Raw genomic sequence first — 24,979 nt, 5'->3', positions numbered from 1 at the left:
AGAGTAGTGTTATGCCATTCCAGAGAACCACGCCCTACGTCGAGTACGCGCGCGAACCGCTGGAATGACACAAAGCTCCGCCCCTGAAGCCCGGCCGTATTGCTTGTTTTGCTGCTTTTTCTACTGCTTTTTTCTACTGCCTGCCCTGCTTTTTCCTGCCCCCGCCGCATGAACCGGCACGCTACTGCGAATGGCAGGCAATGCGCGTCACATGAAGCGCACCGCGCAAAAACAAAATGCCTGTATCAGTGGAACTGACACAGGCATCTTGCTGAACGACTGGCCGATTACTTACGCAGACCCAGCTTCTCGATCAGGGTGCGGTAACGATCCGCGTCCTTACCCTTCAGGTAGTCGAGCAGCTTACGACGGCGGCTCACCATGCGCAGCAGACCGCGGCGGCTGTGGTGATCCTTCGAGTGAGCCTTGAAGTGAACGGTCAGTTCGTTGATGCGGGTCGTGAGCAGCGCGACCTGAACTTCGGGGCTGCCGGTGTCGTTAGCTGCGCGTGCGAATTGCGCAACGACTTCGGACTTCTTGCTTGTTTCAACTGCGGACATGTCGATTTCCTTAAGAACTAGACAGGCGGTCACGGAAGAAAGGCCGTGCCGTGGATTACCCCGTTTGCCAGCCAGCGAGCCTCACATCGAGACGACACTGCCTTACAACGGGACGCGTATTGTAGCACAGCACGATCCGGCCGCGAACCCCGCTGGCCGGATCGTGCGAGGCACCTGCGTGCCACGCGCGTCAGGGACGCTGCATCTTGCAGACGGTCGGCAAAACAGTGCGATCGGCCGGCAAAGCCAGCACCGTGCGGAAGCCGTAGCCTGAGCCTTCATTATCGAAATGCACGCCGGGCGTGCCGGCTTTGTCCATCTGCATCACGTAAAGGGGTTGAATCAGTTGATGGTCGTCGGCGCGCATCCACGAAGCGTGGAAGCCGTTGTCGAAGCGAATGCCTTCGAGCGCGCGCGCCACTGCCGTCGGGTCCGCGCTGCCGGCGCGGCTCATTGCCGCGGCGAGCGTCTCGATCATCAGCGGCATGCGCAACACCGGGTAGTCGTCCTGCGCAGCCGGGAAACGGGCCCGGAACGCGGCGTACCAGGCGTCGGAGGCTGCGCCGCCCGCATTCGGATGCCAGTCGGCAACCGCAATCACATGGCCGACGCCCGCGTCTCCCAAGGCAGCCGGCGCGCCCAGGCTGTTGCCGTAGAACGTGTAGAACTTCGTGTCCAGCCCCTGCTCGCGCGCCGCTTTGACCAGCAGCGTCAGGTCGTTGCCCCAGTTGCCGGTGATCACGGCGTCCGCCCCGCTAGCACGAATCTTCGCGATATAGGGCGCGAAATCCTTTACGCGGCCAATCGGATGGAATTCGTCGCCGACCACCGCAATATCGGGGCGCTTCGTCGCCAGCGTCGACCGCGCAAGGCTGCTGACGTCATGACCAAAGCTGTAGTCCTGGTTCAGCAGATACACCTTCTTCACCGCTTTATCGCGCTGGATCACGTCGACCAGTGCGTCCATCCGCATGCCCGCGTGTGCGTCGAAACGGAAATGCCAGAAGCTGCAACTGGCGTTGGTCAGCGCGGGGTCGTCGGCGGAATAGTTGAGGAACAGCTCGCGATTGCCCGGCTCGCGGCTGTTCTGCTTGTCGATCGCGCCGATCAGCGCGGCGGCCACCGCTGAACTGTTGCCCTGCATGATGTAGCCGATATGGCGGTCGGCAGCCGCGCGCAGTTGTGTGAGCGCCTCTTCGGTGCTGCCTTTGCTGTCGAGCACGACCAGTTCGAACGGATGCGCGCCGTCGGCGAGCTTCACGCCGCCCTGCGCGTTCACCTGTTCCACGCCGAACCGCAGATTGCGCTCAACCGCCGCGCCCGCGTTCGCGAACGGGCCGGACATGCCTTCGATCAACGCCAGCTGGATCGGTGTTCCCGTGGGTTTGCCGCCGGGCTTGCCTGAGACGGATGGCTTCGCAGCCTCGCTTGCAGGCGAATTTGCCGCCGCCCCCGCTGCCGCGTGCGCCACCCCGCCCATTGAAATCGCCACCAGCGCCGCTGCTGCCGCCTGTTGCCACTTCGTCATCGTCACTGCCCCGCTGGAATCGCCAAAGCGCGGATCATAGGACGACCCGGACGGAATAAGCAAGCCGCCGCATCCGTTACCGTACTTTGCGGCCAGCCTGTACGAAGCGCGGCTCTTTTGCCGCAGCGCGTGTCAAAATAATGCGTCTCGATGATAAAAACTGCGGCCTGGATGCCATCGGAGGAATATATGTTCAACCGCCACCCCTTCCCGGCGGGCTCGACCAAGGCGCCTGCCTTCGGACGCCTGCGCCGCGCGGCGCTCGTCTGCCTGAGCGCATTGACGCTTGCGGGCTGCGCCCAGCCCTGGCAGCAATACCAGCAAGGCGCCGACGCATCGACGATCGTCGCGCGCCTCGGGCCGCCGCGCGAAACTTACGACCTGCCGAATGGCGGCAAGCGTCTGATGTGGCCGACCCAGCCAATGGGCGAAACCACCACCGCCGCCGATATCGATGCAGCCGGCAAGATCGTGAATGTGCGCCAGGTGCTGCAGCCCAATGAGTTTTACCGGGCGGAAATCGGCAAATGGACCAAGAGCGACGTGCTCGTCAACTTCGGCCGTCCGGTCGAAACAGCGTATTTTCCGCTGATGAAGCGTGAGGTCTGGACTTACCGCTATCTCGAAGACAACGTCTGGTACATGATGTACAGCTTCTATTTCGACGAACAGGGCATTGTTCGGCTGACGCAGAAAACGCCTGATCCGCTGCACGATCCGGATCGGCGAGCGTTGTTCTGAGCGTTTGCTCCAACCCGACACCGACCGATGCGGCAAAGCAAAAAGCCCCGCGCCTTGACCGGCGCGGGGCTTTTCACATTCAGCGCATCGCAGTCACATCGCGCACGGCGGATGCATCACTCCGAGCGTTGCGGATTCAGCTTGTCGACGTTCGAATAAAGCTTGTTCAACGCCGAGATATACGCCTTCGCCGAAGCAGCGACGATATCCGGGTCCGTTCCTACTCCATTGACGATTCTCCCGCTCTTCGACAAGCGCACCGTCACTTCGCCCTGCGCCTGCGTGCCAGTGGTGATCGCGTTCACCGAGTACAACAGCAGTTCCGAACCGCTGCCCACTTCCGTTTCGATTGCGTTGAGCGTGGCGTCGACCGGACCGTTACCGCGCGCTTCGCCGGTGATCTCCTTGCCCTCCACCGAAAACACGATCTTCGCGTGCGGTTGCTCGCCGGTTTCCGAATGCTGCGACAGCGACAGAAACTTGTAGTGCTCTTTCTGCTGCGCCTCAGCCGATTCCTCCGTGACGATCGCGATGATGTCTTCGTCGAAAATTTCCGACTTGCGGTCAGCCAGTTCCTTGAAGCGCGCGAACGCCGAGTTCAGTTCCGCCTCGCTATCCAGCGCGATGCCAAGTTCCTGCAGGCGTTGTTTGAACGCGTTGCGGCCCGACAGCTTGCCGAGCACGATCTTGTTCGCGCTCCAGCCGACGTCTTCGGCACGCATGATTTCGTAGGTGTCGCGCGCCTTCAGCACGCCGTCCTGGTGAATGCCGGACGCATGCGCAAACGCGTTCGCGCCGACCACCGCCTTATTCGGCTGCACGACGAAACCGGTGATCTGCGATACCAGCTTCGACGCGGGCACGATTTGCGTCGTGTCGAGTCCGATATCGAGGCCGAAGTAATCCTTGCGCGTTTTCACCGCCATCACGATTTCTTCGAGCGACGTGTTGCCCGCGCGCTCGCCGAGCCCGTTGATCGTGCACTCGACCTGCCGCGCGCCGCCAATCTGCACCCCGGCCAGCGAGTTCGCGACCGCCATGCCGAGGTCGTTATGGCAATGCACTGAGAACACCGCCTTGTGCGAGTTCGGAATACGCTCACGCAGCGTTTTCACGAGCTGGCCATAGAGTTCGGGCACGCCGTAACCGACCGTATCCGCGATGTTGATGGTGGTCGCGCCCTCGGCGATTACCGCTTCCAGCACGCGGCACAGAAAGTCCATGTCGGAGCGGCTGCCGTCTTCCGGGGAAAACTCGACGTCGTCGGTGAACTTGCGGGCAAAACGCACCGCCAGCCTCGCCTGCTCGAACACCTGATCCGGCGTCATGCGCAGCTTCTTCTCCATATGCAGCGGCGACGTCGCGATGAATGTGTGGATACGGAAATGATCGGCGGGCTTGAGCGCGTCGGCTGCGCGCTGGATGTCTTTGTCGTTCGCGCGGGCCAGTGAACAGACCGTGCTGTCCTTCACGAGACCTGCGATGGTCTGGATCGCGTCGAAGTCGCCGTTCGAACTGGCCGCGAAGCCGGCTTCGATCACGTCGACCTTCATCCGTTCGAGCTGCTTCGCGATACGGATTTTTTCCTCTTTCGTCATCGATGCGCCGGGCGATTGCTCGCCGTCACGCAACGTGGTGTCGAATATGATCAGTTTGTCGGACATGTCGGAACTCCTGGGGAGCCGTTCGATTGTAGGGAGCGGATTTTGGAGCCTGGCGATTCACATAACCACCGGCGACGCCCGTCCGCGAATGTAGCAGGCGGATGGCAAATGGCGAGCATCAGGACAGGCACGGCAGTCGACGTGGTGCCCGGCACAGCGCGGACGCGCATCATGCAACTGCGTGCCCACGCGTCGGCACCGGCACTGGCTCGGCTTGCTGAGGTCAATCGGCTCCTGGACACTTGCCGCGAGGCTTGCAACAAGGCCCAAGCGGGAGCCTGCACAAACACCTCAAACGACTATAACGGCATTCCCAACACCGTGCAATTAGCGTCGATCCCGCGTGAAAAGAGCGCTGAAAGGGCTTTTTCGACCGAATCCAAACGAAAAACGGCAGCCCGAAGGCTGCCGTTTCTTACTACGGGAACAGTAGACGCTGCGTGCGCGGCTACCGGTCGTGCGCGATCGAACGCGCCGGATTTGCCCTGCCCCGCAACGCCTGATAACCCCAGAATACGTAGCCCGACAGACCGTACAGCACGAACAGGCCGAACAGCATCAGCGGCGGATCGGACGACACCAGCACGAACGCGACCACCACCAGCAGAATCACGCCGAACGGCACGCGATGCCGGACATCGAGCGCCTTGCCGCTGTAGAACGGCGCGTTCGACACCATCGTCACACCTGCGTAGATGGTTAGCACAAAGGCGACCCACGGCAGCCACACCAGCTTGAGCGGCACGCGATTGTCGGTAGCGAGCCATACGAAACCGGCGATCAACGCCGCCGCAGCCGGACTCGGCATGCCCTGGAAGAACCGTTTGTCGACCACGCCGATGTTCGTATTGAAGCGCGCGAGCCGCAAAGCCGCGCCCGAACAGTAGACGAACGCCGCGAGCCAGCCCCAGCGGCCGAGATCTTTCAGGATCCACTCGTACATCACCAGCGCAGGCGCCACGCCGAACGACACCATGTCCGACAGACTGTCGAACTGCTCGCCGAACGCGCTTTGCGTATGCGTCATGCGAGCGACGCGACCGTCCATGCCGTCGAGCACCATCGCCACGAAAATCGCGATCGCCGCGATTTCGAAGCGCACGTTCATGGCCTGCACGACCGCGAAGAAACCGCAGAACAGCGCGGCCGTGGTGAACGCATTCGGCAGCAGATAAATGCCGCGCTTTCTCAGGAACTGCTGACGCTGCGCGCGCCGGCTATCGACAGCCGACGACTCCGCCACGATCGGCTTGTTACGGCGGAACGGACGCGGCAGCTGTCCGCTGTTACGGGGTCGACGCGGTTTGAATGCGGCCATTCGGAAACCTCCTGTATGCCGCTTTAGAGTTCAGCGAGGATCGTAGACGACGCGGAGACCTTCTCGCCGATCGACACACGCGGACGGCTGCCCAGTGGCAGATACACGTCGACGCGCGAGCCGAACCGGATGAATCCGTAACGCTGGCCACGGGTAAGCGGCTCACCTGCGCGTACGTAGCAAAGAATGCGCCGCGCGATCAAACCGGCGATCTGCACCGACGTCACCGTCTGACCGCCCGCCATTTCGATCACGACCGCATTGCGTTCGTTTTCGGTCGACGCTTTGTCCACCGCTGCATTCAGATACGCACCCGGGAAGTATTCGACCTTGGAGATCGCGCCGTCTACCGGCGAACGTTGCGAGTGAACGTTGAAAACATTCATGAACACGCTGATCTTCAGCGCTTCACGGTTGGCGTACGGATCATGCGCGGTTTCGACTGCGACGATGCGGCCATCGGCCGGGCACAGCACGGCGTTCGCCTGGGTCGGGATCGGCCGGGCCGGGTCGCGGAAGAACTGCACGACGAAGATCAGGATCAGCCAGAAGAGCCACGCAAAACCGAACCCCGCGAAGGCGTGAACCAGTAATGCAACAACGGCAGCGATGGCGATGAACGGCCAGCCTTCTCGCGCGATGATCGGATGAGGGTAATTCATGGATGGCTTCTGTATTTTTGTAAAACCGTAGGATAGCAAAAGCCGCCCAGGGTTCAGCACTCCTGGGCGGCTTTTTGATCTTTCCGGGGGTGACGGCGCTGCGTTAGCAGCACATCATGCGCCGGACTTCAGCAATCAATGCTTAGTTCTTCGACTGGTCGACCAGCTTGTTCGCAGCGATCCACGGCATCATCGAACGCAGCTTTGCACCGACCGTTTCGATCTGGTGTTCAGCCGTCAGACGGCGACGCGATTGCAGCGTCGGTGCGCCAGCCTTGTTTTCGATGATGAAGCTCTTTGCGTACTCGCCCGTCTGGATGTCGGTCAGCACAGCCTTCATCGCCTTCTTCGTTTCAGCCGTCACGATACGCGGACCCGTCACGTACTCGCCGTATTCGGCGTTGTTCGAGATCGAGTAGTTCATGTTCGCGATGCCGCCTTCGTAGATCAGGTCGACAATCAGCTTCAGTTCGTGCAGGCATTCGAAATACGCCATTTCCGGCGCGTAGCCCGCTTCAACCAGCGTTTCGAAACCAGCCTTGATCAGGTCGACCGTACCGCCACACAGAACAGCCTGTTCGCCGAACAGGTCGGTTTCCGTTTCTTCACGGAAGTTCGTTTCGATGATGCCGGCACGGCCGCCGCCGTTCGCCGCAGCGTACGACAGAGCGATGTCACGTGCTGCGCCCGACTTGTCTTGCGCAACAGCGATCAGGTGGGGCACGCCGCCACCTTGCGAGTAGGTGCCGCGAACCGTATGGCCCGGTGCCTTCGGCGCGATCATGATCACGTCGAGGTCGGCACGCGGAATCACCTGACCGTAGTGAACGTTGAAGCCGTGCGCGAATGCCAGCGCTGCGCCTTGCTTGGCGTTAGCGTGCACTTCCTTTGCGTAGACTTCTGCGATCTGCTCGTCCGGCAACAGCATCATGACGACGTCTGCGCCCTTGACGGCTTCTGCCACTTCCTTGACTTGCAGGCCGGCGTTCTCAGCCTTGCTCCACGATGCGCCGCCCTTACGCAGGCCAACGGTGATGTTCACGCCGCTTTCCTTCAGGTTCAGCGCGTGAGCATGGCCTTGCGAGCCGTAGCCGATGATGGTGACTTGCTTGCCCTTGATGAGGGAGAGGTCGGCGTCCTTGTCGTAGAAAACTTTCATGTCAGTTCCTTGGCTAAATTCGATGATTCAGTGAAATTCAAATACTGCGAATGGTGTGTTGCTGGCCGGGCTTATCGGGTTGCTGCAGGCATTGCCCGGCCGTCCGATCGTGACGCGCGTCAGACCTTCAGAATGCGCTCGCCGCGTCCGATGCCCGAACTGCCCGTACGGACCGTTTCGAGAATGGCCGTGGAATCGAGCCCTTCGATGAAGGCGTCGAGCTTGTCGGCCGCGCCCGTCAGTTCGATCGTGTAGGTCTTTTCGGTGACGTCGATGATGCGGCCGCGGAAAATGTCCGACATCCGCTTCATCTCCTCACGTTCCTTGCCGACCGCCCTCACCTTGATCAACATCAACTCGCGTTCGATGTGGGCGCCCTCGGTAAGGTCGACCACTTTCACCACCTCGATAAGGCGGTTCAGATGCTTCGTGATCTGTTCGATCACGTCGTCCGAGCCAATGGAGACGATGGTCATGCGCGACAGCGAACGGTCTTCGGTCGGAGCCACCGTCAAGGTTTCAATGTTGTAGCCGCGTGCCGAGAAGAGACCAACCACGCGTGATAACGCGCCCGGTTCGTTTTCCAGCAGGACTGAAATGATGTGTCTCATGTTTCGCTTCTTCCAGATGTTTTGTCGATATCCGCGAGTGGTTCGGCGCCGCTTCGTTCGCCTACGCCTTTTTTGAAGACGTGCGTGACGAAGCCGGCGCTGGGCTTAACTGAATAAGCCCGTGCGAACTGCCGTTATAGATCTTCCGAACCCATGAGCATCTCGGTGATGCCCTTGCCGGCCTGAACCATCGGCCAGACGTTTTCGGTCGGATCGGTCTGGAAATCGAGAAACACAGTGCGATCTTTCAGGCGCAGTGCTTCCTTGAGCGCCGGCTCGACATCGGCCGTGCGTTCGATACGCATGCCGACGTGGCCGTACGCTTCGGCGAGCTTCACGAAATCAGGCAATGCATCCATGTACGAATGCGAATAACGCTTGCTGTATTCGATCTGCTGCCACTGGCGCACCATGCCCAGATAGCGGTTGTTCAGCGAAATGATCTTGATGGGCGTCTCGTACTGCTTGCAGGTCGAGAGCTCCTGGATACACATCTGGATCGAGCCTTCGCCCGTGATACAGAGCACGTCGTCGTCCGGGTGCGCCATCTTCACGCCCATCGCCGCCGGCAGACCGAAGCCCATCGTGCCGAGACCGCCGGAGTTGATCCAGCGACGCGGCTTGTTGAAGCGATAGAACTGGGCAGCCCACATCTGGTGCTGGCCGACGTCGGAACACACGAAGGCATTGCCGTCGGTCAGTTCCCACGCCTTTTCCACCACGTACTGCGGCTTGATGATGTCGCTCTTGCGATCGAACTTCAGGCAGTCTTTCGCGCGCCAGGCTTCGATGTCCTTCCACCAGTCGGCCAATGCCGCCGTGTCCGGGCCATGTTCGGCCGTCTGCAACTGCTCGATCAGCTCTTTCAGCACTTCCTTCACGTCGCCGACAATAGGAATGTCGACCTTGACGCGCTTGGAAATAGAGGAAGGATCGATGTCGATATGGATGATCTTGCGCGGACGCGACGCGAAGTGCGCCGGGTCGCCGATCACGCGGTCGTCGAAGCGCGCACCGATGGCGATCAGCACGTCGCAGTGCTGCATTGCCATGTTGGCTTCGTAGGTACCGTGCATGCCGAGCATGCCGAGGAATTTCTTGTCGCTCGCGCGGTAGCCGCCCAGACCCATCAACGTGTTGGTGATCGGGTAGCCAAGCAGGTCGGCGAACTGGTTCAGTTCGCGCGATGCGTCCGCGAGAATGATGCCGCCGCCGGTGTAGATATACGGGCGCTTCGCCGACAGCAGCAGCGAAACCGCCTTGCGGATCTGACCGGAGTGGCCTTTGGTAACCGGGTTGTACGAACGCAGCGTCACGCTCTTGACCGGCTCGTATTGGCAAGGCGCTTTCGACACGTCTTTCGGAATGTCGATCAGCACCGGGCCGGGACGACCGGTACGGGCAATGTAAAACGCTTTCTTGACGGTAGCGGCGAGGTCGCGCACGTCCTTCACGAGGAAGTTGTGCTTCACACAGGGACGCGTGATGCCGACCGTATCGCACTCCTGGAACGCATCCTGACCGATCGCGGCAGTCGGCACCTGGCCGCTGATCACCACCATCGGAATCGAATCCATGTAGGCGGTGGCGATGCCGGTCACCGCATTGGTGACGCCGGGGCCGGAGGTCACGAGACACACACCGACATTGCCGGTGGAACGCGCGTAGGCGTCGGCTGCGTGGACCGCGGCCTGTTCGTGGCGCACGAGGACGTGCTGGAATTTGTCCTGCTTGTACAGCTCGTCGTAAATGTAGAGTACCGAGCCGCCGGGATAGCCCCAGATGAATTCGACGTCTTCGTCGGCCAGTGCCTTCATGAGCACGGTGGCGCCGATAGAGTCAGCTTCGTGTTGGGGGGTCGTATCCGACGTGGAGAATTCCGCGCTGGGCATATTCATTTATTCACCTTTCGAATTTTCGGCAAAAAATTGATCGGGTGCTCTCTGCCGGGCTCGTGACTCGGGTTCAAGCGGCGCGTCCAGTTGACAGGTGAGCTTCTTGGGCCACACCTCAATTGAGACAACTCACTTATGTTGCGAACCAGCGAAGATATCTGCAGATGGGCGCGCGGTCAAGCAAATATTGCCTCGGCGCCCTGCCCCCGAATCCTCCCTGGCTGTAATTCCGGCGCAATCCTGTTATGCAAATGCAAGCCAGGACATGTTTCGCCCCAAGGGTTACAAAAGTTTGTTAGCATCCGCGAGCTTTACGACATTTTTCGACCGATTACGCGCACGCTCGCTGCGCCGACCCCCAACGGATGGCATCAGACAAGGAACTCGCCGACTTTCTGGCGGGCGTCGAAAGGCGCGCATTCAAGCAGACGGTCTACGCCGTGCGGGACGACGACGCCTCGCTGGACATCGTGCAGGACGCGATGATCAAGCTCGCCGAAAAATACGGCGATCGTCCGCCAGCCGAGCTTCCGCTGCTGTTTCAGCGTATTCTGCAGAATGCGATGCACGACTATTTCCGTCGTGCGAAAGTACGCAATACTTGGGTGAGTCTGTTTTCGTCGCTGGGCAACGCCGACGACGACGAATTCGATCCGCTGGAAACATTCGAAGCCCAGCAAGGCTCGGCGGGCGCCGAGAGCAATGAGCAAAAACTCGAACGCGAACAGGTGTTGCAACTGATCGACGACGAGATCCAAAAATTGCCGGCACGTCAACGGGAGGCGTTTCTCATGCGTTATTGGGAAGATATGGATGTCGCCGAGACTGCCGCCGCGATGGGCTGCTCCGAAGGCAGTGTGAAAACGCACTGTTCGCGAGCTACCCACACGCTGGCGCAAGCGCTCAAGGCCAAAGGAATCACGCTATGAGCTCCCTCGAAACCAAAGAACTTGAGTTCGCCCGCCAGGTGCGCCGCGCACTCGACGAAAACGCCGCCAGCATGACTCCCGCCACCGTCGACCGGCTCGCTGCGGCGCGCCGTGCTGCGCTCGCCCGCAAGAAGCCCGAAACGGTCGCCGCACCGGCGTTCGTGCCCGCTTTTGCCGGCGTCGGCATGCCGACCGGGCTGTCGCAACCGGAACTCCCGCAGCGTCGCCGCTCGAAGCTGGGCCGTTTCGCGCTTGCGTGGCCGCTCGCCGCTCTGGTGGTGAGTCTGATCGGCATTGCGTACTGGGAAGACCAGCAGCGCACCGCCGAACTCGCCGATATCGATGCCGCCATGCTTAGCGACGACCTGCCGCTCAATGCCTATCTCGACCACGGTTTCAACGCGTACCTTTCACGCGCCCACTGAGCGGGAGATTCTTCGGGTGAGTTACAAGCGCGGCCTGGCCGTTGTATTCGGATGCACGATCGCGGCCCTGGTGTCGTTCGCCGCGACGTATCCGCGCTTTTATCCGAATCTGTCACCCGCCAGCGGCGCCACGGCCGGCAGCAATGCCACGGCCAAGGCGCCCGCCCCCACTCTCGCCGTCGAATTACCCGGCCTGCCTGGCAGCAATAGTCCGCTGGCATGGTCGCGCCTGACGTCGGCCGAACATATCGCGCTTGCGCCTTTCGAGGCGCAGTGGGATTCGTTCAGCGACGAGCGCAAACGCAAATGGATCAAGATCGCATCGCGTTATCCGAAGATGTCGCCGGATGCGCAAAAGCGCCTGCATGACCGGATGAGCGAATGGGTGCGCATGACGCCCGATCAACGCCGTGTTGCGCGTGAAAACTATCAGGTGTCGAAGGAATTGCCGCGCGAGGCCCGCCAGAACGCGTGGAAGGCGTACCAGCAGTTGTCGCCGGAACAGAAGGAAAAGCTGGCCGCCAGCGAGCACAAGCGGCGGCCGAGCGTCGTCAGCGCGCCGCCGTCGGGCCATAACGAAATCAAGGGGCTCGACCGGATCGTCAACGCGCGCGAGCATGGCGCAGGCGCGAGCGGCGTTGCAGCCGCCAGCGCCGCAGCAGCGGCCGAGTCCTCGCAGAACGCGGCCTCGGGCGTGCCGGCCACGGCTGCCCCCGGCAGCTTCGTTCCCGCTACGCCCACGCCGGTTTCGCCTGCCGAGGCGCCGTCGATTTTCAAAGGCTCCTGAGCGGGCCGCCATCTTGTCCCAGCCTCTTACGACCTCGACCCTGCCCGCCGATCCGTCCGGCATCGCCCCGACCGTTCGGCGGCGGCTTGCATCGCTGCTCTACGAAGCGTTGATCCTGTTCGGCGTGGTGTTTATCGCCGGTTATCTGTTCAGCACGCTGACGCAGCAACGCAACGGACTCACCCATCACAACCTGCTCGCGGCGTGGATCGGCCTGGTGGTCGGCGTGTATTTCGTGTGGTTCTGGACCCACAGCGGCCAGACCCTGCCGATGAAAACCTGGCGCCTGCGGGTAGTCGCCGCCGACGGCTCGCCACTCTCCACCACCCGGGCAATCGCCCGCTACGTGCTTGCGTGGTTGTGGTTCCTGCCGCCGCTCGCGCTGCATCCCTTGCTCGGTCTGCGGCTGCCGCAAACGCTGGTGATCGCCGGCATCTGGTTCGTGCTGTGGGCCGCCACCGGCCGCTTCGATCCGCAACGTCAATTCCTGCACGACCGCCTCGCCGGTACCCGCATCGTCAGCGTCAATCGCTGAGTCCTCCTTTTCGTCGACCACCCGGCCGACAGTAATAAGAACTTCTCATGACTGTCACGGCGCAGTCACGCGCGCTTGGCTCAATACGGGCACTGCAACTCGACGCGTGAGCCATGGACCCCAAAACGTCCGCGACTTCCCTGTTCCGCCAGACCGGCCCGAGCGTCGACTCCGTCGCGTTCCTCCCGGAACCCTCCCCCAGTCACGGCTTGCCGTTGCCGGTGACGCCGCCGCTAGACGCCAACGCCAGTCATCCCGAAGACGAACACGCCGATCCACATCGTTACCGCACGATCTGGCTGTCCGACATCCATCTCGGATCGAGCGGTTGCCAGGCGAACTATCTGCTCGATTTCCTGCGTCATAACGAGTCGGAATATCTGTATCTCGTCGGCGACATCATCGACGGATGGCAGTTGAAAAAAGGCTGGTACTGGCCGCAGGCGCACAACGACGTCGTGCAGAAGGTGCTGCGCAAAGCGCGCAAAGGCACCCAGGTGATCTACGTGCCCGGCAATCACGACGAAGCCGCGCGCCAGTTCTGCGACCTCGCGTTCGGCGACATCCACGTGCGCGGCGAAGCGTTTCACACGACGCTCGCCGGCAAGCGCCTGTGGATCGTGCACGGCGATCTGTTCGACGGCGTGATCCAGCATGCGAAGTGGCTTGCCTACCTCGGCGACACGCTCTACACGATGATCCTGGTGCTGAACCGCTGGTTTAACCGGATCCGCAACCGGCTCGGTTTCCCGTACTGGTCGCTGTCGCAATACCTGAAGCATCAGGTGAAGAACGCGGTGAACTTCATCTCGTCGTTCGAGACCGTGATGACCGACGAAGCGCGCCGCCGCGGTTGCGACGGCGTGGTCTGCGGACACATTCATAAAGCCGAGATGCGCGACATCGACGGCGTGCTGTATTGCAACGACGGGGATTGGGTCGAAAGTCTGTCGGCGCTCGTCGAGACGTACGAAGGCGAACTCAAAGTGATTTACTGGACCGTGATGCGCTCCCCCGAAGCCGGCGCGCAAAAGGCCCGAGTGACTGCGTAGTTCCACCTAAAACTGAATGGGCCGAAACCGATGAAGATCATGATCGTCACCGATGCATGGGAACCGCAGGTCAACGGCGTCGTGCGTACGCTGAAAAACACCACGCGCGAGTTGATCGCGCTGGGTCATCGGGTGGAGTTGCTGACGCCGCTCGAATTCAAAACGATTCCGTGCCCGACTTATCCTGAGATTCGTCTGTCGCTGCTGCCGGGGCGCAAGCTGCGCGCACGGATCGACGAATTCGCGCCCGACGCTTTGCATATCGCCACCGAAGGCCCGCTCGGCATGGCCGCCCGCGCTTATGCGATCCGTCACAAGCTGCCGTTCACGACCGCGTATCACACGCGTTTTCCGGAATATGTGCAGGCGCGCTTCGGCATGCCGCTGTCGGCGACGTACAAGTTTTTGCACTGGTTCCACAAGCCGTCGCTGGCCGTGATGGCGCCGACTCCGGTGGTCAAGCAGGATCTCGAAAAATTCGGCTTCACGAACGTGGTGCTGTGGACGCGCGGCGTCGACCTCGAAATTTTTCATCCGATGGACTCGAAGGTGCTCAACTCCGCGCGTCCGATCTTTTTGTACGTGGGGCGGGTAGCGGTCGAGAAAAACGTCGAGGCATTTCTGAAGCTCGATTTGCCGGGCTCGAAGTGGGTGGCGGGTGAAGGTCCGGCGCTCGCCGAACTGAAGTCGCGTTATCCGCAGGTCAACTATCTGGGCGTGCTGACGCAGGCCGAACTGGCGAAGGTGTATGCGGCCGCGGATGTGTTCGTGTTCCCGAGCCGCACCGATACGTTCGGCCTCGTGCTGCTCGAAGCGCTCGCGTGCGGCACGCCGGTCGCGGCTTATCCGGTCACGGGTCCGATCGACGTGCTCGAAAACGGCGGTGCGGGCGCGATGAACGAAGACTTGCGCGAAGCCTGTCTCGAAGCACTGAAGATCGACCGCGAACATGCACGCGCGTGGGCGGAGCGATTCTCTTGGGCGGCGGCATCGGCGCAATTCGCCGCACATCTGAAGCCGCTGCCGCATGCGTCGTATCGCGAGGAAAGCGCCGCCGCATGACGCGGCGCGCGCAGCCGTCCATGCGAAGCAACTCATCCACAGTGAGACGCGCCGGCCGCGCTGGCGTCGAGACCGCCAGCATCGAGCCGTTCGACGATGTCAGCGAAGCCGGCGCGCCCGAGCGTGCCGTTCATGCAGAACATGCGCACGGGATAAACGGCATCAACGGCGCGGGCATCGCTCATGCCGCGCACAAGGCCAACGGCGATTCGCAGGGTCAGGGGCAAGGTCAAGGTCAAGGTCAAGACCACGCCACCGACACCCAGCACGAACCGCTCAGCCCCGACGATCCCCTCGCCCCGCTGCCCTTCAATCCGTACAAGGGCAATCGCGGCCTCACCCGCGCGTGGCACGCGATGAAAAACTCGCTCGCCGGATTCCAGGTGGCGATCCGCGAGGAGAGCGCGTTTCGCCAGGAGCTCACGCTCGCCGCGATCCTGATTCCGTGCGGCGTGCTGGTTCCGGTCGAGCCGGTATCGCGCGTGCTGCTGCTCGGCTCGGTGCTGCTGGTGCTGATCGTCGAGTTGCTGAATTCGAGCGTGGAAGCAGCGATCGACCGCATTTCGCTCGAACGTCACGAACTGTCGCGCCGCGCGAAAGACCTCGGCAGCGCGGCGGTGATGGTAGCGCTCGGCATGTGTCTGATGACGTGGGGATTGATCGTCGGACCGCTCGTGGTGCGCTGGGTCGGCGCGTGGTTCTGAGGGGTGCCCTGCGCGATCTGGCCGAGGTTTGATCATCGAACCACGCCGCCTGCCGCGCACATCGGTTCGCAATCGCACGCTCAGAAAAGTCCCAGAAGCGCATGCCCGCGCGGCTTCGTCTCGCCCAAATTTATTCGGCGCACGAAAACCCTGAGTATCAGAACGCTCGGTTTATAATCGTCCGACAGACCTATATACCAACCGCGTCCGGGCGGATCACGCAGTAGCGGCATGCCGCCACGCGCACAGCCCGGCGTAACCAGGGCCGGACGACATGGAAGCCAAACCTCCCCGCCGCACGCGCGAACGGATTCTCGAACTCTCGTTGAAGCTGTTCAACGAAATCGGCGAGCCGAACGTCACGACGACGACCATCGCCGAGGAAATGGAAATCAGTCCAGGCAACCTGTACTACCACTTCCGCAATAAAGACGACATCATCAACAGCATCTTCAGCCAGTTCGAGCAGGAGATTGAAAAGCGTCTGCGTTTCCCGGACGACCATCGCGCGACCATCGACGAAATGTGGTCGTATCTGCAGTACATGGTCGACTTCACCTGGCGTTACCGTTTCCTGTATCGCGACCTGAACGACCTGCTCGCGCGCAACCGCACGCTCGAAACGCACTTCAAGCAGATCATCAGCCACAAGGTGCGCTTTGCGAGCCAGTTCTGCGAGCAGCTCATCGCCGACGGCGAAATGGTCGTCACGCCCGAAGAAATGCAGGTTATCGCGACCAACGTCGGCGTGATCGGCACGTACTGGCTGTCGTATCAGTTCGTGATGAATCCGCGCAAATACAACGAGCAGGAAGCGATTCGCGCGGAGCTGCATCAGGTGAGCGTGCAGATCGTGTCGCTGATGGCGCCTTATCTGCGCGGCCGCTCGCGGCAGCTTTTCGACGACCTCGTGTCCGGCAAGCTGCCCAAGCGCGAGTTTTACGACTACCTGCCGCCCAAGGAAGGCGCCGCGCCCCGCAACGAACCCAAGGACAGTTGAGCATGAAGGCGGTATGTGTGTATTGCGGCTCCGCGAACGGGGCCAAGCCTCTTTATACGGAAGCCGCGCGCGCGTTCGGCCGCGCGCTGGTCGAAGCCGATCTCGCGCTGGTCTACGGCGGCGGCAAGGTCGGCTTGATGGGCGTGATCGCCGACACGGTCATGGCCGAGGGCGGCCGCGCGATCGGCGTGATCCCCGAGTTGCTGGTCAACAAGGAAGTCGGCCATAACGGGCTGACCGAGTTGCACGTCGTGCCGGACATGCATCACCGCAAGAAGATGATGGCGGATCTGTCCGACGCGTTCGTCGCGATGCCCGGCGGCGTGGGCACGCTCGAAGAGTTTTTCGAGGTGTACACGTGGGCGCAACTCGGCTATCACCAGAAGCCGGTGGCGCTGCTGAACATCGACAATTTCTACGATCCGCTGATCAACCTGCTCCAGCACACGGTCGACGAAGGCTTCATGCGCAAGGCGTATTTCGACATCCTTCAGGTCGACGCAGACCCTGCCGCGCTGATCGGCAAGCTGCAAGGTTATCAGCCACCCGCAGCAGACAAATGGGCGATCAAGCGCGACGCGGTTTGATGCGACATAGTCGACGTGTGATGTCTTGATCTGCCTTATCTCGCGCGAAACATGAGCGCTTCAGACCTCGCGTGAGTTGATCGCAATACGGCTCTCAACCCTGTCGCGAGCCGTATTACGAGCGGCGCTTATTCTCACTCGCCGAGTTCGACCGCAGGCAAGCTGCACTGCGCAGTCCGCACAAACCGCAAGCCCCTTCCCAACAACGAGGTAGCGATGACGAAAGCCGTTCTGATCACCGGTGGAAGTCGCGGCATTGGCCGCTCGTGCGCACGTCTGCTCGGCGCGCAGGGCTGGTCGGTCGGCGTGAACTACGCGCAGAATCGCGCCGCCGCGCAGGAAACCGTCGCCGAAGTGGAGCGAGCCGGTGGCCGCGCACTGCCGATTCCGGGCGACGTCGCGAACGAAGCCGACGTGCTCGCGATGTTCGACACAGTTCAGCAGACGTTCGGCCGGGTCGATGCGCTCGTCAACAACGCCGGAATCGTCGCGCCGTCGAGTCAGCTTGCCGATATGGACCTCGCGCGGCTGAAACGCGTATTCGACGTCAACGTGCTCGGCGCGTACCTCTGCGCGCGCGAAGCGGCGCGTCGTATGTCGACGGATCGTGGCGGTGCGGGTGGCGTGATCGTCAATGTGTCGTCGGCGGCAGCGCGGTTGGGCTCACCGAACGAATACGTCGACTACGCCGGTTCAAAAGGCGCAATCGACACGATGACGCTCGGGCTCGCTAAAGAGTTGGGTCCACGCGGCGTACGCGTGAATGCGGTGCGTCCCGGGCTGATCGACACGGAAATTCACGCGAGCGGCGGCAAGCCGGATCGCGCGGCGCAGCTTGGCGCATCGACGCCGCTGGGCCGTCCCGGCAGCGCAGATGAAGTCGCGCAGTCGATTGTGTGGCTGCTGAGCGATGCGGCTTCGTACGTCACGGGCGCAATACTCGACGTCGCGGGTGGGCGCTAGGCACACCCCTCACACACCACTCCGCAACAGTTCTTTCGCGCGTCCAGCCGCCGCGCATTCCCCGCTCCGCACTACGATTTCCCGTCTAGCTGACGAGGAGCGTGCGCACGCACGCCTATAGCGTCGATATGCAGCACATTTTCTGTAATCAACGGTAATAATTGGAGGCTACAATCGCGGCGAATCAGGGCGGATCGCTCGCGATAAAAGATCAGAACAAAGTACGCGGCTCATGCCGCCGCGCACAGAAATCAGAGATGTCTCCCATGCAAGAAAAGCCGTCCGCGCCGTGGCTAGCGAGCCACGCTGCGGCAACCCCATCCGCACAGGCAGTCACTGCCGGCAATACGCACGGTGCAGCGCACGGCCTTCCTGCGCCGAAAGCCGGCCAGGGCACGGACAACATCGGCGCTTACACGGCGGCGATGGCACCTGCGCCGGCTCCTTCCCCCGCTCCCGCCGCGCCAGCCACCCCAGTCGATTCGGACACGCGAGGCGCGCGCCGCTGGCGCGCACTCGCAACATGGCGTCCGTTGAAGTGGTTCGTCGTGCTGGCGGTCCTGTGCGCGTGGCTGTTGCCCGGCACGCTGGGCCACGAGCCATGGAAACAGGATGAGACGTACACGTTCGGCATCGTCCAGCACATGCTCGATACCGGCGACCTGGTCGTGCCGACCAACGCGGGTCAACCGTTCGTCGAAAAACCGCCGCTCTACGATTGGGTCGCCGCCGGCCTCGCGTGGATGTTCGGCCGCTACCTGCCGTTACACGATGCGGCACGTCTAGCGAGTGCGCTGTTCGCCGGCCTTGCCGTCTACTACACGGCACGCGTCGCCCGCCGCGCCGTGGCCGCGTCGAGCTGGTTCGACCTGCGGGTGATCGGCACGCTCGCGCTGTTCGGCGGAACGCTCGTCGTCGTCAAACACGCGCACGACATGATGACCGACGTCGCGCTGATGGCCGGTGCCGCGCTCGGCTTCTGCGGACTATTCGAACTGGTGCTCGTGCATCTGCACGACACCGCGAACGCGGACGCCACACGCGCTTTCCCTGCCCCATTCAGACGACGCCACGCGCTCCTCAGTGCCGCCACGATGTTCGGCGCAGGCGTGGGCGTGTCGCTGCTCGCCAAGGGTCTGTTCGTGCCGCTCGTGTTCGGCGCGACCACCGTCGCCGTGATCGCGTTGTATCCGGCTTGCCGCAGCCGTAGCTTTGCCGGAGCGCTCGGTGTCGCCGCGCTGGTCTGCGCGCCGCTCGCGCTGATCTGGCCGGTCTGCTTCTATCTGCGCTCGGAGACGCTCTTCAAGGTCTGGCTGTGGGACAACAACGTTGGACGCTTCTTCGGCTTTTCGGTCGCCGAACTCGGGTCGGAAAACGAGAGCCGGCTGTTTGTGTTGCGCACTGTGCTGAGCGTCGGTTTCCCGGTGGTACCGCTCGCGCTGGCTGCATTGGCTGGTGGAGCGCGGCGGCGCTGGCGCGATCCGCGCGTGGCGTTACCGGCGATCTTCGCGGGCATCGGTTTCGCCGTGCTGCAAAGCTCGGCGACAGTGCGCGAACTCTACATCCTGCCGTTTATCGCGCCGCTTGCGCTGCTGGCCACGGAAGGTATCGAGCGACTGCCACAGCGTCTGCATACGATCTGGGACATGACGAGCCGCGTGTTCTTCGGCAGCGTGGCCGCGCTCGCGTGGATCATCTGGTCGATCGTCAGCAGTCCGGCGAATACGCATGCGCCGCTGCATCTGCTCGGCCGCTGGTTGCCGCTGGATTGGGTGTCGCCGGTCAGACCCGGCCTGCTCGCCGCCGCGTTGCTGATGACGTTCGGCTGGCTGTGGCTCCTGCCGGTTTTCAGATTCACGGGCAAATGGCGCGGCGCGTTGAGCTGGTGCGCGGGCGCGATGCTGGCGTGGGGGCTGGTCAGCACGCTGCTGTTGCCCTGGCTCGATTACGCGAAGAGCTATCGCTCGGTGTTCAGGGAATTGGCCGCGAAAACCGATATTGAATGGAACGACGGCGACTGTATGGCCAGTTCCGGCCTGGGCGAATCCGAAGCGCCGATGCTTTACTACTACACCGGCATCGAGCATCAGCCGACTGCGGATACTCGCAGTACCGCGTGTACCTGGCTGATCGTGGAAAGCCACCGTGGCACGACAAAGGCACCGGCAGGCGAGTGGCGTCTTTTCTGGTCCGGCGCGCGTCCTGGCGACACTGACGAGCTATTGCGGGTGTTCGTGCGTACGCCGGACAGCACGACGGACACGGGCAACGATTAATCGGAACGCAGAGAATCGATCCGTTTTAACGGATCATGCGGGCAACGCTAGAACGACGATCCGGGCTTGCGCAAAAAAGCGATCTCTTCATCGGTCGATACCCGCCCAAGGACCGCATTGCGATGTGGAAAACGTCCAAAGCGTTCGATGACCGCCGCGTGCCGCTCGGCGAACCGGTAGTACGATTTGCCGCCCGGCTCCGCTTCCAGCTGCCTGAACAATCGCAGCGATTCGTGCTGGCTGCCCAACGTTTCGTCGTGTTCGAACGGCAGATAAGCAAACGCACGATGGTGCGCGCTGGGCAATAACCGGTCGCCGCCGCTCGCGATCAACCGTTGCGCGACCTGCAATGCACGGTGATCGGCGGCGAACGCGCGCGGCGTATTGCGGTGACAGTTTCGCGAGAATTGATCCAGCACGATGATCAGCGCCAACGCACCGAGTGGTGTGGCTTGCCAGTGGTCGAGCGTCGAGGCTTTCGTAGGGACGCTTTCCACCTCGTTCGCCACGTCGATCAGCGCACCAAAACGCTCCCGCAACATCGCATCGAACGCGTTATTGCGCGAAAACCAGAGCTTGCGCTCTTCGCCGAAGCCCGGCGAACCCGGCTCGCCGAACCAGCAATCCAGAACCGCGCGTGCGTCCGGGGCGAGCACGGCATACTCCGCCGACATCGCATGACACGCATCGCCCGACTCCGGCTCCGGTTCAGCCATTGCGATTGCGCATCCAGTCGGCGGTTTCGAAGAACGAGGCCAGCAGACGTTCTCGCAGCGGCTCGTCGAGACCGATGTCTTCCATCGCCCACGCCATGCAGCGCAGCCACTGATCGCGCTCGCTCGAAGCAATCGGAAACGGCATATGCCGCGCGCGCAATCGCGGATGACCAAACCGGCTGATGTAGTGATCCGGCCCGCCCATCCAGCCGCATAGAAACCAGAAGAATTTGTCGCGCGAACCGTCGAGCGATTCAGGATGCAACGCGCGAATTCCGGCGAAATCCGCTTCCAGATCCATCAGGTCGTAAAAACGGTCGACCAGTTCGCGCACGCGCGCCTCGCCGCCCACCAGATCGAAGGCCGTCGGCTTTGCCGTGGTCACTTCGTCGTTCAAATCGCTCATAACCTGCTCGTCAACCTAAAAACAACCAGAAAGAAAATCTACGCAACCACGTCATGCAAGCTGGCCAGCAGCCTTCGCGCATCCCGTCAAACCCGTCACGTATCACGCATCCCGCAACGATTGCAACGCGGGCCGCGCCAGCACATGCCGCAAGCTCATCCACCCGCCGACACCCGCACACGCGACGCCGGCCGCAATCCCAACCGGCAGCATCCACGGATCGAAGCTCAGATAAAACTCGAACACGCGCGTCGCCAGCACCCAGCCGATAATCTGCGCACCGACCGCCGCCATCAAACCGGCCAGCGCGCCGACCGCGACGAACTCGGCAATCTGCACCGCCCGGATCTGCCGGTGCGACGCGCCCAACGCCCGCAGCAGCGCGGATTCTCGCATACGCTCATCGCGCGTGCCGGCCAGTGCCGCGTACAGCACCAGCACGCCCGCCGCTAGCGTGAACGCGAACAGGAACTGCACCGCGCCGATCACCTGCTGCAACACGCGCTGAATCTGCGCGAGGATAGGACCGGTGTCGATGGCCGTGAGATTCGGATAAGCGGCGATCAGGCCGTCGATGGTCGACTGCTTTTCCGGCGGCAGATGAAAACTCGTGATGAACGTCGCCGGAAAATCCTGCAACGCGGCGGGCGGCATCAGCACGAAAAAGTTGACCCTGAACGAGCCCCAGTCGAGCTTGCGCACACTCGTCACGGGCGCGTCGATCTGCATGCCGGTCACGTCGAAGCGCAGCGTGTCGCCGGGCTTCACGTTGATCAGCTTCGCGAGCCCCTGCTCGATCGAAATCTGCGGCGTGCTTGTATCGCCGTACCAGGTTCCGCCCGCGATCCGGTTGTCGTCGGGCAATTCCGTCGTGTACGACAGATTGAATTCGCGGTCCACCAGACGCTTCGCGTCGTCGCCCTTGAACGAATCGGGATTGACCGGCTTGCCGTTGATCGCCGTCAAACGCCCGCGCACCATCGGCGCGAGCACCGTGCCGGGCACGCCGTGCGCGTCGAGAAAATGCGTAACCGCGTCACGCTGATCCGGCTGAATGTCGATGATGAATTCATTTGGCGCATCGGGCGGCGTCGATTTGCGCCAGCCGGCGACCAGGTCGTCGCGCGTCATCGCGATCAGCAGCAGACACATCAGGCCGATGCCGAGCGCGGTGATCTGCAACGCGCTGGCACTGCTGCGCCGTTCGAGCGACGCCAGCGCGTAACGCCAGCCGATCCCCGCATTCACGCGCTCGCTGCGCACGAAACGCGCCGCGCCCCACAGCGCCAGCCGCGCGATGCACGCGAACACCAGCAGCCCGCCCGCAAAGCCGCCCGCGACGATTCCGCCGAGCTTCAACTCACCCGCCGCGACGATCAGCAGCGCGGCGAACAGCACAATGCCGAGCGCGTACGCGGCCCATGCGGTGCGCCCCGCTTCGCCCCACTCACGACGCAGCACGCGCACCGGCGGCACACGCGTGAGCGGCAACAGCGGCGGCAACGCGAAGCCGAGCAGCAGCACGAGGCCGGCGGCGATGCCTTCGAGCGCGGGCCACGCGGTCGGGTACGGCAGCGCGACGTCGATCAGCGAACCAAGCCAGGTCAGCAACGCGAGATGGCCGAGGAAACCGAGCGCCACACCCAGCGCGCCGCCGATCAAACCGAGCCCGACGAATTCCAGCGTGAACAGCGAGCGCAGCGCCGCCTGGCTGACGCCGAGACAGCGCATCGCCGCACATCCGTCGAGATGACGACGCATATACCGATGCGCGGCCATCGCAATCGCGACCGCCGCCAGCAGCGCGGTCAGCAACGACACAAGTGTGAGGAAATGACTCGCGCGATCGAGCGTCTGACGCACTTGCGGCTGGCCGTCCTGCAACGATTCGAGCGCGACGCCGCGCATCTTGCCGCCGTCCACCTTGTCGTGCGCGAACTGCGCAAAGCGCGCCACTGATTCGTCCGTGCCCGCCACCAGCAAACGGTAGGTCACGCGGCTGCCGAACGTGATCAGCCCGGTCGACTGGACTTCGTCGGCACGCAGCATCAGACGTGGCGAGAAGTTGACGAACGAAAAGCCGCGATCGAGTTCGCGCGTAATCACCGCGCCGATCGTGAAGCTGCGATTGCCGACCTTCACTGGATCGCCGACATGCAGTTTCAACGCGTCGAGCAACGCCTGGTCGGCCCACACGGTGCCGGGCGACGGAATCGATTGCGCGGGATGATCCGCCGAACCGGGCGCGGACGTGATCCGCAATGCGCCGCGCAGCGGATAGCCGTCCGACACCGCCTTCACTGCGGCCAGCCGCGACACCGGCTGCGCGCCGGTCGAGTTGATCATGCTGGGAAAGATCGCCGTACTGGCCGTGTTCAGGCCCAGCGCTTTGGCTTGTCCGGCGAACACGGGATCGACAGGATGATCCCCCCGGACGATGAAATCGGCGCCGATCATGCGCCGCGCGTCGCGCTCCAGCCCCTGATGCAAGCGGTCGGCCAGAAAGCCGACACTCGACAACGCCGCGACGGCCAGCACCAGCGCCAGCAGCAGCATCGTCAACTCGCCCGCGCGCCAGTCGCGCGCCGTCATGCGGATAGCCTGGCGCAACAGATCCATGCCGCCAAAACGACGCGCCGCTTTCGACCCCGCGTTAGCGCGCGCCGTGGAACCCCGTACCGTATCGCTCAATCGTGCCTGCTCCTGGCAAAACGCGACACCATATGGGTCGCCATGCCGCGAAAACCGCCCTGCACGCCGCGCCAGAGCCGGGGCAACGCCCAGCCGGCCAGCATCAGGAAGCCCACCATCAAAACCAGAAAGATCAGCGGCACGAACAGCGCCAGCAGCATGCCGCCAACCACGAGACCGTCTTCAGCGGTCGATGTCACGACATTCGACACCGGTTCCGGCGACAGATTGATCAGCGCGCGCGTGCCCGCTTTCGCCAGATGCGCGGTGCCCGCCAGCGTACCGCCCGCGAGCGCGGCAACCGTCAGCAGAGCCGGATCGGCGTGACCGAGCGCACCGGCGGCCAGCACCGCGCCCGCCGGAATGCGAATGAACGTATGAACCGCATCCCATAACGAATCGAACGCGGGAATTTTATCGGCGAGAAATTCGGTGACGGTCAGCACCGCCGCCACGCCGATCACCCACGGCGACGACAGCGCGGACAGCGTATCGGGAAGATGGATGAGGCCGAGGCGTTCGAACACGCCGGCCAGCAGGACCGTCAGATAGAGGCGCAGGCCGCTGCCCCATGAGAGACCCGCAGCGAGCGAAAGTGATTCAAGCATGGCCGCCTCCAGGCGCGCTGTGCGTGCCGGGCGCTTCGACGGGCGGGTCGGATAAAGCCCGCGTCGAAGTCGTCAGACCCGCGCCAAGCCGGCCGCGCCA

24 protein-coding genes are annotated in these 24,979 nt (G+C 62.6%); 12 read left to right on the top strand and 12 right to left on the bottom strand.

Going from position 1 to position 24,979, the window contains the following annotated elements; all coding sequences use genetic code 11:
• Positions 1-287: 287 nt before the first annotated feature.
• Both rpsO and ABH945_RS15610 read right to left on the bottom strand, forming a co-directional pair.
• Positions 288-560: a 30S ribosomal protein S15 gene (gene rpsO / locus ABH945_RS15615; RefSeq protein WP_074763524.1), complete on the bottom strand. Its 273-nt coding sequence runs from the start codon at positions 558-560 to the stop codon at positions 288-290.
• Between the two features lie 190 nt (positions 561-750).
• A complete protein-coding gene (locus ABH945_RS15610; RefSeq protein WP_429251051.1) occupies positions 751-2,088 on the bottom strand; it encodes a branched-chain amino acid ABC transporter substrate-binding protein in 1,338 nt (445 codons plus the stop codon).
• A 189-nt stretch (positions 2,089-2,277) separates the two neighbouring features.
• Between ABH945_RS15610 and ABH945_RS15605 the strand changes: the two genes are divergently transcribed.
• Complete coding sequence (locus tag ABH945_RS15605) at positions 2,278-2,829, top strand: hypothetical protein (protein WP_429251050.1); 552 nt, start codon at positions 2,278-2,280, stop codon at positions 2,827-2,829.
• A 116-nt stretch (positions 2,830-2,945) separates the two neighbouring features.
• Here the strand turns inward: ABH945_RS15605 and ABH945_RS15600 are convergent, their stop codons facing one another.
• The 6 genes from ABH945_RS15600 to ABH945_RS15575 all read right to left on the bottom strand — a co-directional run bounded on the left by ABH945_RS15600 (position 2,946) and on the right by ABH945_RS15575 (position 10,141).
• Complete coding sequence (locus ABH945_RS15600; RefSeq protein ID WP_074763521.1) at positions 2,946-4,493, bottom strand: 2-isopropylmalate synthase; 1,548 nt, start codon at positions 4,491-4,493, stop codon at positions 2,946-2,948.
• Between the two features lie 448 nt (positions 4,494-4,941).
• Positions 4,942-5,811, bottom strand: coding sequence for a CDP-diacylglycerol--serine O-phosphatidyltransferase (pssA, locus tag ABH945_RS15595; protein WP_429251049.1), 870 nt, complete (start codon positions 5,809-5,811; stop codon positions 4,942-4,944).
• 23 nt (positions 5,812-5,834) lie between these two features.
• Positions 5,835-6,473 carry a phosphatidylserine decarboxylase gene (locus ABH945_RS15590; protein ID WP_074763519.1) on the bottom strand — a complete coding sequence of 213 codons (639 nt, stop codon included), beginning with the start codon at positions 6,471-6,473 and terminating at the stop codon, positions 5,835-5,837.
• Positions 6,474-6,615: 142 nt separating this feature from the next.
• Complete coding sequence (ilvC, locus tag ABH945_RS15585) at positions 6,616-7,632, bottom strand: ketol-acid reductoisomerase (RefSeq protein WP_074763518.1); 1,017 nt, start codon at positions 7,630-7,632, stop codon at positions 6,616-6,618.
• Between the two features lie 119 nt (positions 7,633-7,751).
• Complete coding sequence (ilvN, locus tag ABH945_RS15580; RefSeq protein WP_042327505.1) at positions 7,752-8,243, bottom strand: acetolactate synthase small subunit; 492 nt, start codon at positions 8,241-8,243, stop codon at positions 7,752-7,754.
• 134 nt (positions 8,244-8,377) lie between these two features.
• Positions 8,378-10,141, bottom strand: coding sequence for an acetolactate synthase 3 catalytic subunit (locus ABH945_RS15575; protein WP_074763517.1), 1,764 nt, complete (start codon positions 10,139-10,141; stop codon positions 8,378-8,380).
• A 362-nt stretch (positions 10,142-10,503) separates the two neighbouring features.
• Here ABH945_RS15575 and ABH945_RS15570 point away from each other — a divergent pair, with 362 nt between their 5' ends.
• The 11 genes from ABH945_RS15570 to ABH945_RS15520 all read left to right on the top strand — a co-directional run bounded on the left by ABH945_RS15570 (position 10,504) and on the right by ABH945_RS15520 (position 20,458).
• Positions 10,504-11,067: an RNA polymerase sigma factor gene (locus tag ABH945_RS15570; protein ID WP_074763516.1), complete on the top strand. Its 564-nt coding sequence runs from the start codon at positions 10,504-10,506 to the stop codon at positions 11,065-11,067.
• Positions 11,064-11,492, top strand: coding sequence for a DUF3619 family protein (locus tag ABH945_RS15565; RefSeq protein ID WP_074763515.1), 429 nt, complete (start codon positions 11,064-11,066; stop codon positions 11,490-11,492). Before ABH945_RS15570 ends, ABH945_RS15565 begins: the two co-directional genes overlap by 4 nt.
• A gap of 16 nt (positions 11,493-11,508) precedes the next feature.
• Complete coding sequence (locus tag ABH945_RS15560) at positions 11,509-12,279, top strand: DUF3106 domain-containing protein (RefSeq protein ID WP_429251048.1); 771 nt, start codon at positions 11,509-11,511, stop codon at positions 12,277-12,279.
• A 13-nt stretch (positions 12,280-12,292) separates the two neighbouring features.
• The gene (locus ABH945_RS15555; RefSeq protein ID WP_074763513.1) at positions 12,293-12,814 is read left to right on the top strand and encodes an RDD family protein; all 522 of its coding nucleotides are present in this window, start codon (positions 12,293-12,295) and stop codon (positions 12,812-12,814) included.
• Between the two features lie 113 nt (positions 12,815-12,927).
• A complete protein-coding gene (locus ABH945_RS15550) occupies positions 12,928-13,866 on the top strand; it encodes a UDP-2,3-diacylglucosamine diphosphatase (RefSeq protein ID WP_074763512.1) in 939 nt (312 codons plus the stop codon).
• A 30-nt stretch (positions 13,867-13,896) separates the two neighbouring features.
• On the top strand, positions 13,897-14,928 hold the full coding sequence (locus ABH945_RS15545; RefSeq protein ID WP_074763511.1) for a glycosyltransferase family 4 protein: 1,032 nt from the start codon (positions 13,897-13,899) through the stop codon (positions 14,926-14,928).
• Positions 14,929-14,948: 20 nt separating this feature from the next.
• Positions 14,949-15,632, top strand: coding sequence for a diacylglycerol kinase (locus ABH945_RS15540; protein ID WP_429251047.1), 684 nt, complete (start codon positions 14,949-14,951; stop codon positions 15,630-15,632).
• A gap of 274 nt (positions 15,633-15,906) precedes the next feature.
• Complete coding sequence (locus ABH945_RS15535; protein ID WP_074763509.1) at positions 15,907-16,632, top strand: TetR/AcrR family transcriptional regulator; 726 nt, start codon at positions 15,907-15,909, stop codon at positions 16,630-16,632.
• Positions 16,633-16,634: 2 nt separating this feature from the next.
• Entirely contained in the window at positions 16,635-17,219 is a 585-nt protein-coding gene (locus ABH945_RS15530; RefSeq protein ID WP_429251046.1) for a TIGR00730 family Rossman fold protein, read from the top strand.
• 216 nt (positions 17,220-17,435) lie between these two features.
• Positions 17,436-18,182 carry an SDR family oxidoreductase gene (locus ABH945_RS15525; protein WP_074763507.1) on the top strand — a complete coding sequence of 249 codons (747 nt, stop codon included), beginning with the start codon at positions 17,436-17,438 and terminating at the stop codon, positions 18,180-18,182.
• A 266-nt stretch (positions 18,183-18,448) separates the two neighbouring features.
• Positions 18,449-20,458, top strand: coding sequence for an ArnT family glycosyltransferase (locus ABH945_RS15520; protein ID WP_429251103.1), 2,010 nt, complete (start codon positions 18,449-18,451; stop codon positions 20,456-20,458).
• 47 nt (positions 20,459-20,505) lie between these two features.
• Here ABH945_RS15520 and ABH945_RS15515 read toward each other — a convergent pair whose 3' ends face one another.
• The 4 genes from ABH945_RS15515 to ABH945_RS15500 all read right to left on the bottom strand — a co-directional run bounded on the left by ABH945_RS15515 (position 20,506) and on the right by ABH945_RS15500 (position 24,879).
• Positions 20,506-21,174: a DUF924 family protein gene (locus tag ABH945_RS15515; protein ID WP_429251045.1), complete on the bottom strand. Its 669-nt coding sequence runs from the start codon at positions 21,172-21,174 to the stop codon at positions 20,506-20,508.
• Positions 21,167-21,580, bottom strand: coding sequence for a group II truncated hemoglobin (locus tag ABH945_RS15510; protein WP_429251044.1), 414 nt, complete (start codon positions 21,578-21,580; stop codon positions 21,167-21,169). The genes ABH945_RS15515 and ABH945_RS15510 overlap by 8 nt, the downstream gene beginning before the upstream one ends.
• 102 nt (positions 21,581-21,682) lie before the next feature.
• Positions 21,683-24,271, bottom strand: coding sequence for an ABC transporter permease (locus tag ABH945_RS15505; protein WP_429251043.1), 2,589 nt, complete (start codon positions 24,269-24,271; stop codon positions 21,683-21,685).
• Positions 24,268-24,879: a DUF4126 domain-containing protein gene (locus ABH945_RS15500; RefSeq protein ID WP_074763502.1), complete on the bottom strand. Its 612-nt coding sequence runs from the start codon at positions 24,877-24,879 to the stop codon at positions 24,268-24,270. The genes ABH945_RS15505 and ABH945_RS15500 overlap by 4 nt, the downstream gene beginning before the upstream one ends.
• Positions 24,880-24,979: the final 100 nt, after the last annotated feature.

Origin of the sequence: Paraburkholderia sp. GAS333, from assembly GCF_050435665.1 — a bacterium.
Lineage (GTDB): Bacteria > Pseudomonadota > Gammaproteobacteria > Burkholderiales > Burkholderiaceae > Paraburkholderia > Paraburkholderia fungorum_A.
This window is presented reverse-complemented; position numbering and strand designations above follow the sequence as displayed.

What these genes read in the sequence shown, in the direction of transcription:
- rpsO (WP_074763524.1), bottom strand. Translation starts at nt 560, where the DNA reads ATGTCCGCAGTTGAAACAAGCAAGAAGTCCGAAGTCGTTGCGCAATTC.
- ABH945_RS15610 (WP_429251051.1), bottom strand. Translation starts at nt 2,088, where the DNA reads ATGACGAAGTGGCAACAGGCGGCAGCAGCGGCGCTGGTGGCGATTTCA.
- ABH945_RS15605 (WP_429251050.1), top strand. Translation starts at nt 2,278, where the DNA reads ATGTTCAACCGCCACCCCTTCCCGGCGGGCTCGACCAAGGCGCCTGCC.
- ABH945_RS15600 (WP_074763521.1), bottom strand. Translation starts at nt 4,493, where the DNA reads ATGTCCGACAAACTGATCATATTCGACACCACGTTGCGTGACGGCGAG.
- pssA (WP_429251049.1), bottom strand. Translation starts at nt 5,811, where the DNA reads ATGGCCGCATTCAAACCGCGTCGACCCCGTAACAGCGGACAGCTGCCG.
- ABH945_RS15590 (WP_074763519.1), bottom strand. Translation starts at nt 6,473, where the DNA reads ATGAATTACCCTCATCCGATCATCGCGCGAGAAGGCTGGCCGTTCATC.
- ilvC (WP_074763518.1), bottom strand. Translation starts at nt 7,632, where the DNA reads ATGAAAGTTTTCTACGACAAGGACGCCGACCTCTCCCTCATCAAGGGC.
- ilvN (WP_042327505.1), bottom strand. Translation starts at nt 8,243, where the DNA reads ATGAGACACATCATTTCAGTCCTGCTGGAAAACGAACCGGGCGCGTTA.
- ABH945_RS15575 (WP_074763517.1), bottom strand. Translation starts at nt 10,141, where the DNA reads ATGAATATGCCCAGCGCGGAATTCTCCACGTCGGATACGACCCCCCAA.
- ABH945_RS15570 (WP_074763516.1), top strand. Translation starts at nt 10,504, where the DNA reads ATGGCATCAGACAAGGAACTCGCCGACTTTCTGGCGGGCGTCGAAAGG.
- ABH945_RS15565 (WP_074763515.1), top strand. Translation starts at nt 11,064, where the DNA reads ATGAGCTCCCTCGAAACCAAAGAACTTGAGTTCGCCCGCCAGGTGCGC.
- ABH945_RS15550 (WP_074763512.1), top strand. Translation starts at nt 12,928, where the DNA reads ATGGACCCCAAAACGTCCGCGACTTCCCTGTTCCGCCAGACCGGCCCG.
- ABH945_RS15545 (WP_074763511.1), top strand. Translation starts at nt 13,897, where the DNA reads ATGAAGATCATGATCGTCACCGATGCATGGGAACCGCAGGTCAACGGC.
- ABH945_RS15540 (WP_429251047.1), top strand. Translation starts at nt 14,949, where the DNA reads ATGCGAAGCAACTCATCCACAGTGAGACGCGCCGGCCGCGCTGGCGTC.
- ABH945_RS15535 (WP_074763509.1), top strand. Translation starts at nt 15,907, where the DNA reads ATGGAAGCCAAACCTCCCCGCCGCACGCGCGAACGGATTCTCGAACTC.
- ABH945_RS15530 (WP_429251046.1), top strand. Translation starts at nt 16,635, where the DNA reads ATGAAGGCGGTATGTGTGTATTGCGGCTCCGCGAACGGGGCCAAGCCT.
- ABH945_RS15525 (WP_074763507.1), top strand. Translation starts at nt 17,436, where the DNA reads ATGACGAAAGCCGTTCTGATCACCGGTGGAAGTCGCGGCATTGGCCGC.
- ABH945_RS15520 (WP_429251103.1), top strand. Translation starts at nt 18,449, where the DNA reads ATGCAAGAAAAGCCGTCCGCGCCGTGGCTAGCGAGCCACGCTGCGGCA.
- ABH945_RS15515 (WP_429251045.1), bottom strand. Translation starts at nt 21,174, where the DNA reads ATGGCTGAACCGGAGCCGGAGTCGGGCGATGCGTGTCATGCGATGTCG.
- ABH945_RS15510 (WP_429251044.1), bottom strand. Translation starts at nt 21,580, where the DNA reads ATGAGCGATTTGAACGACGAAGTGACCACGGCAAAGCCGACGGCCTTC.
- ABH945_RS15500 (WP_074763502.1), bottom strand. Translation starts at nt 24,879, where the DNA reads ATGCTTGAATCACTTTCGCTCGCTGCGGGTCTCTCATGGGGCAGCGGC.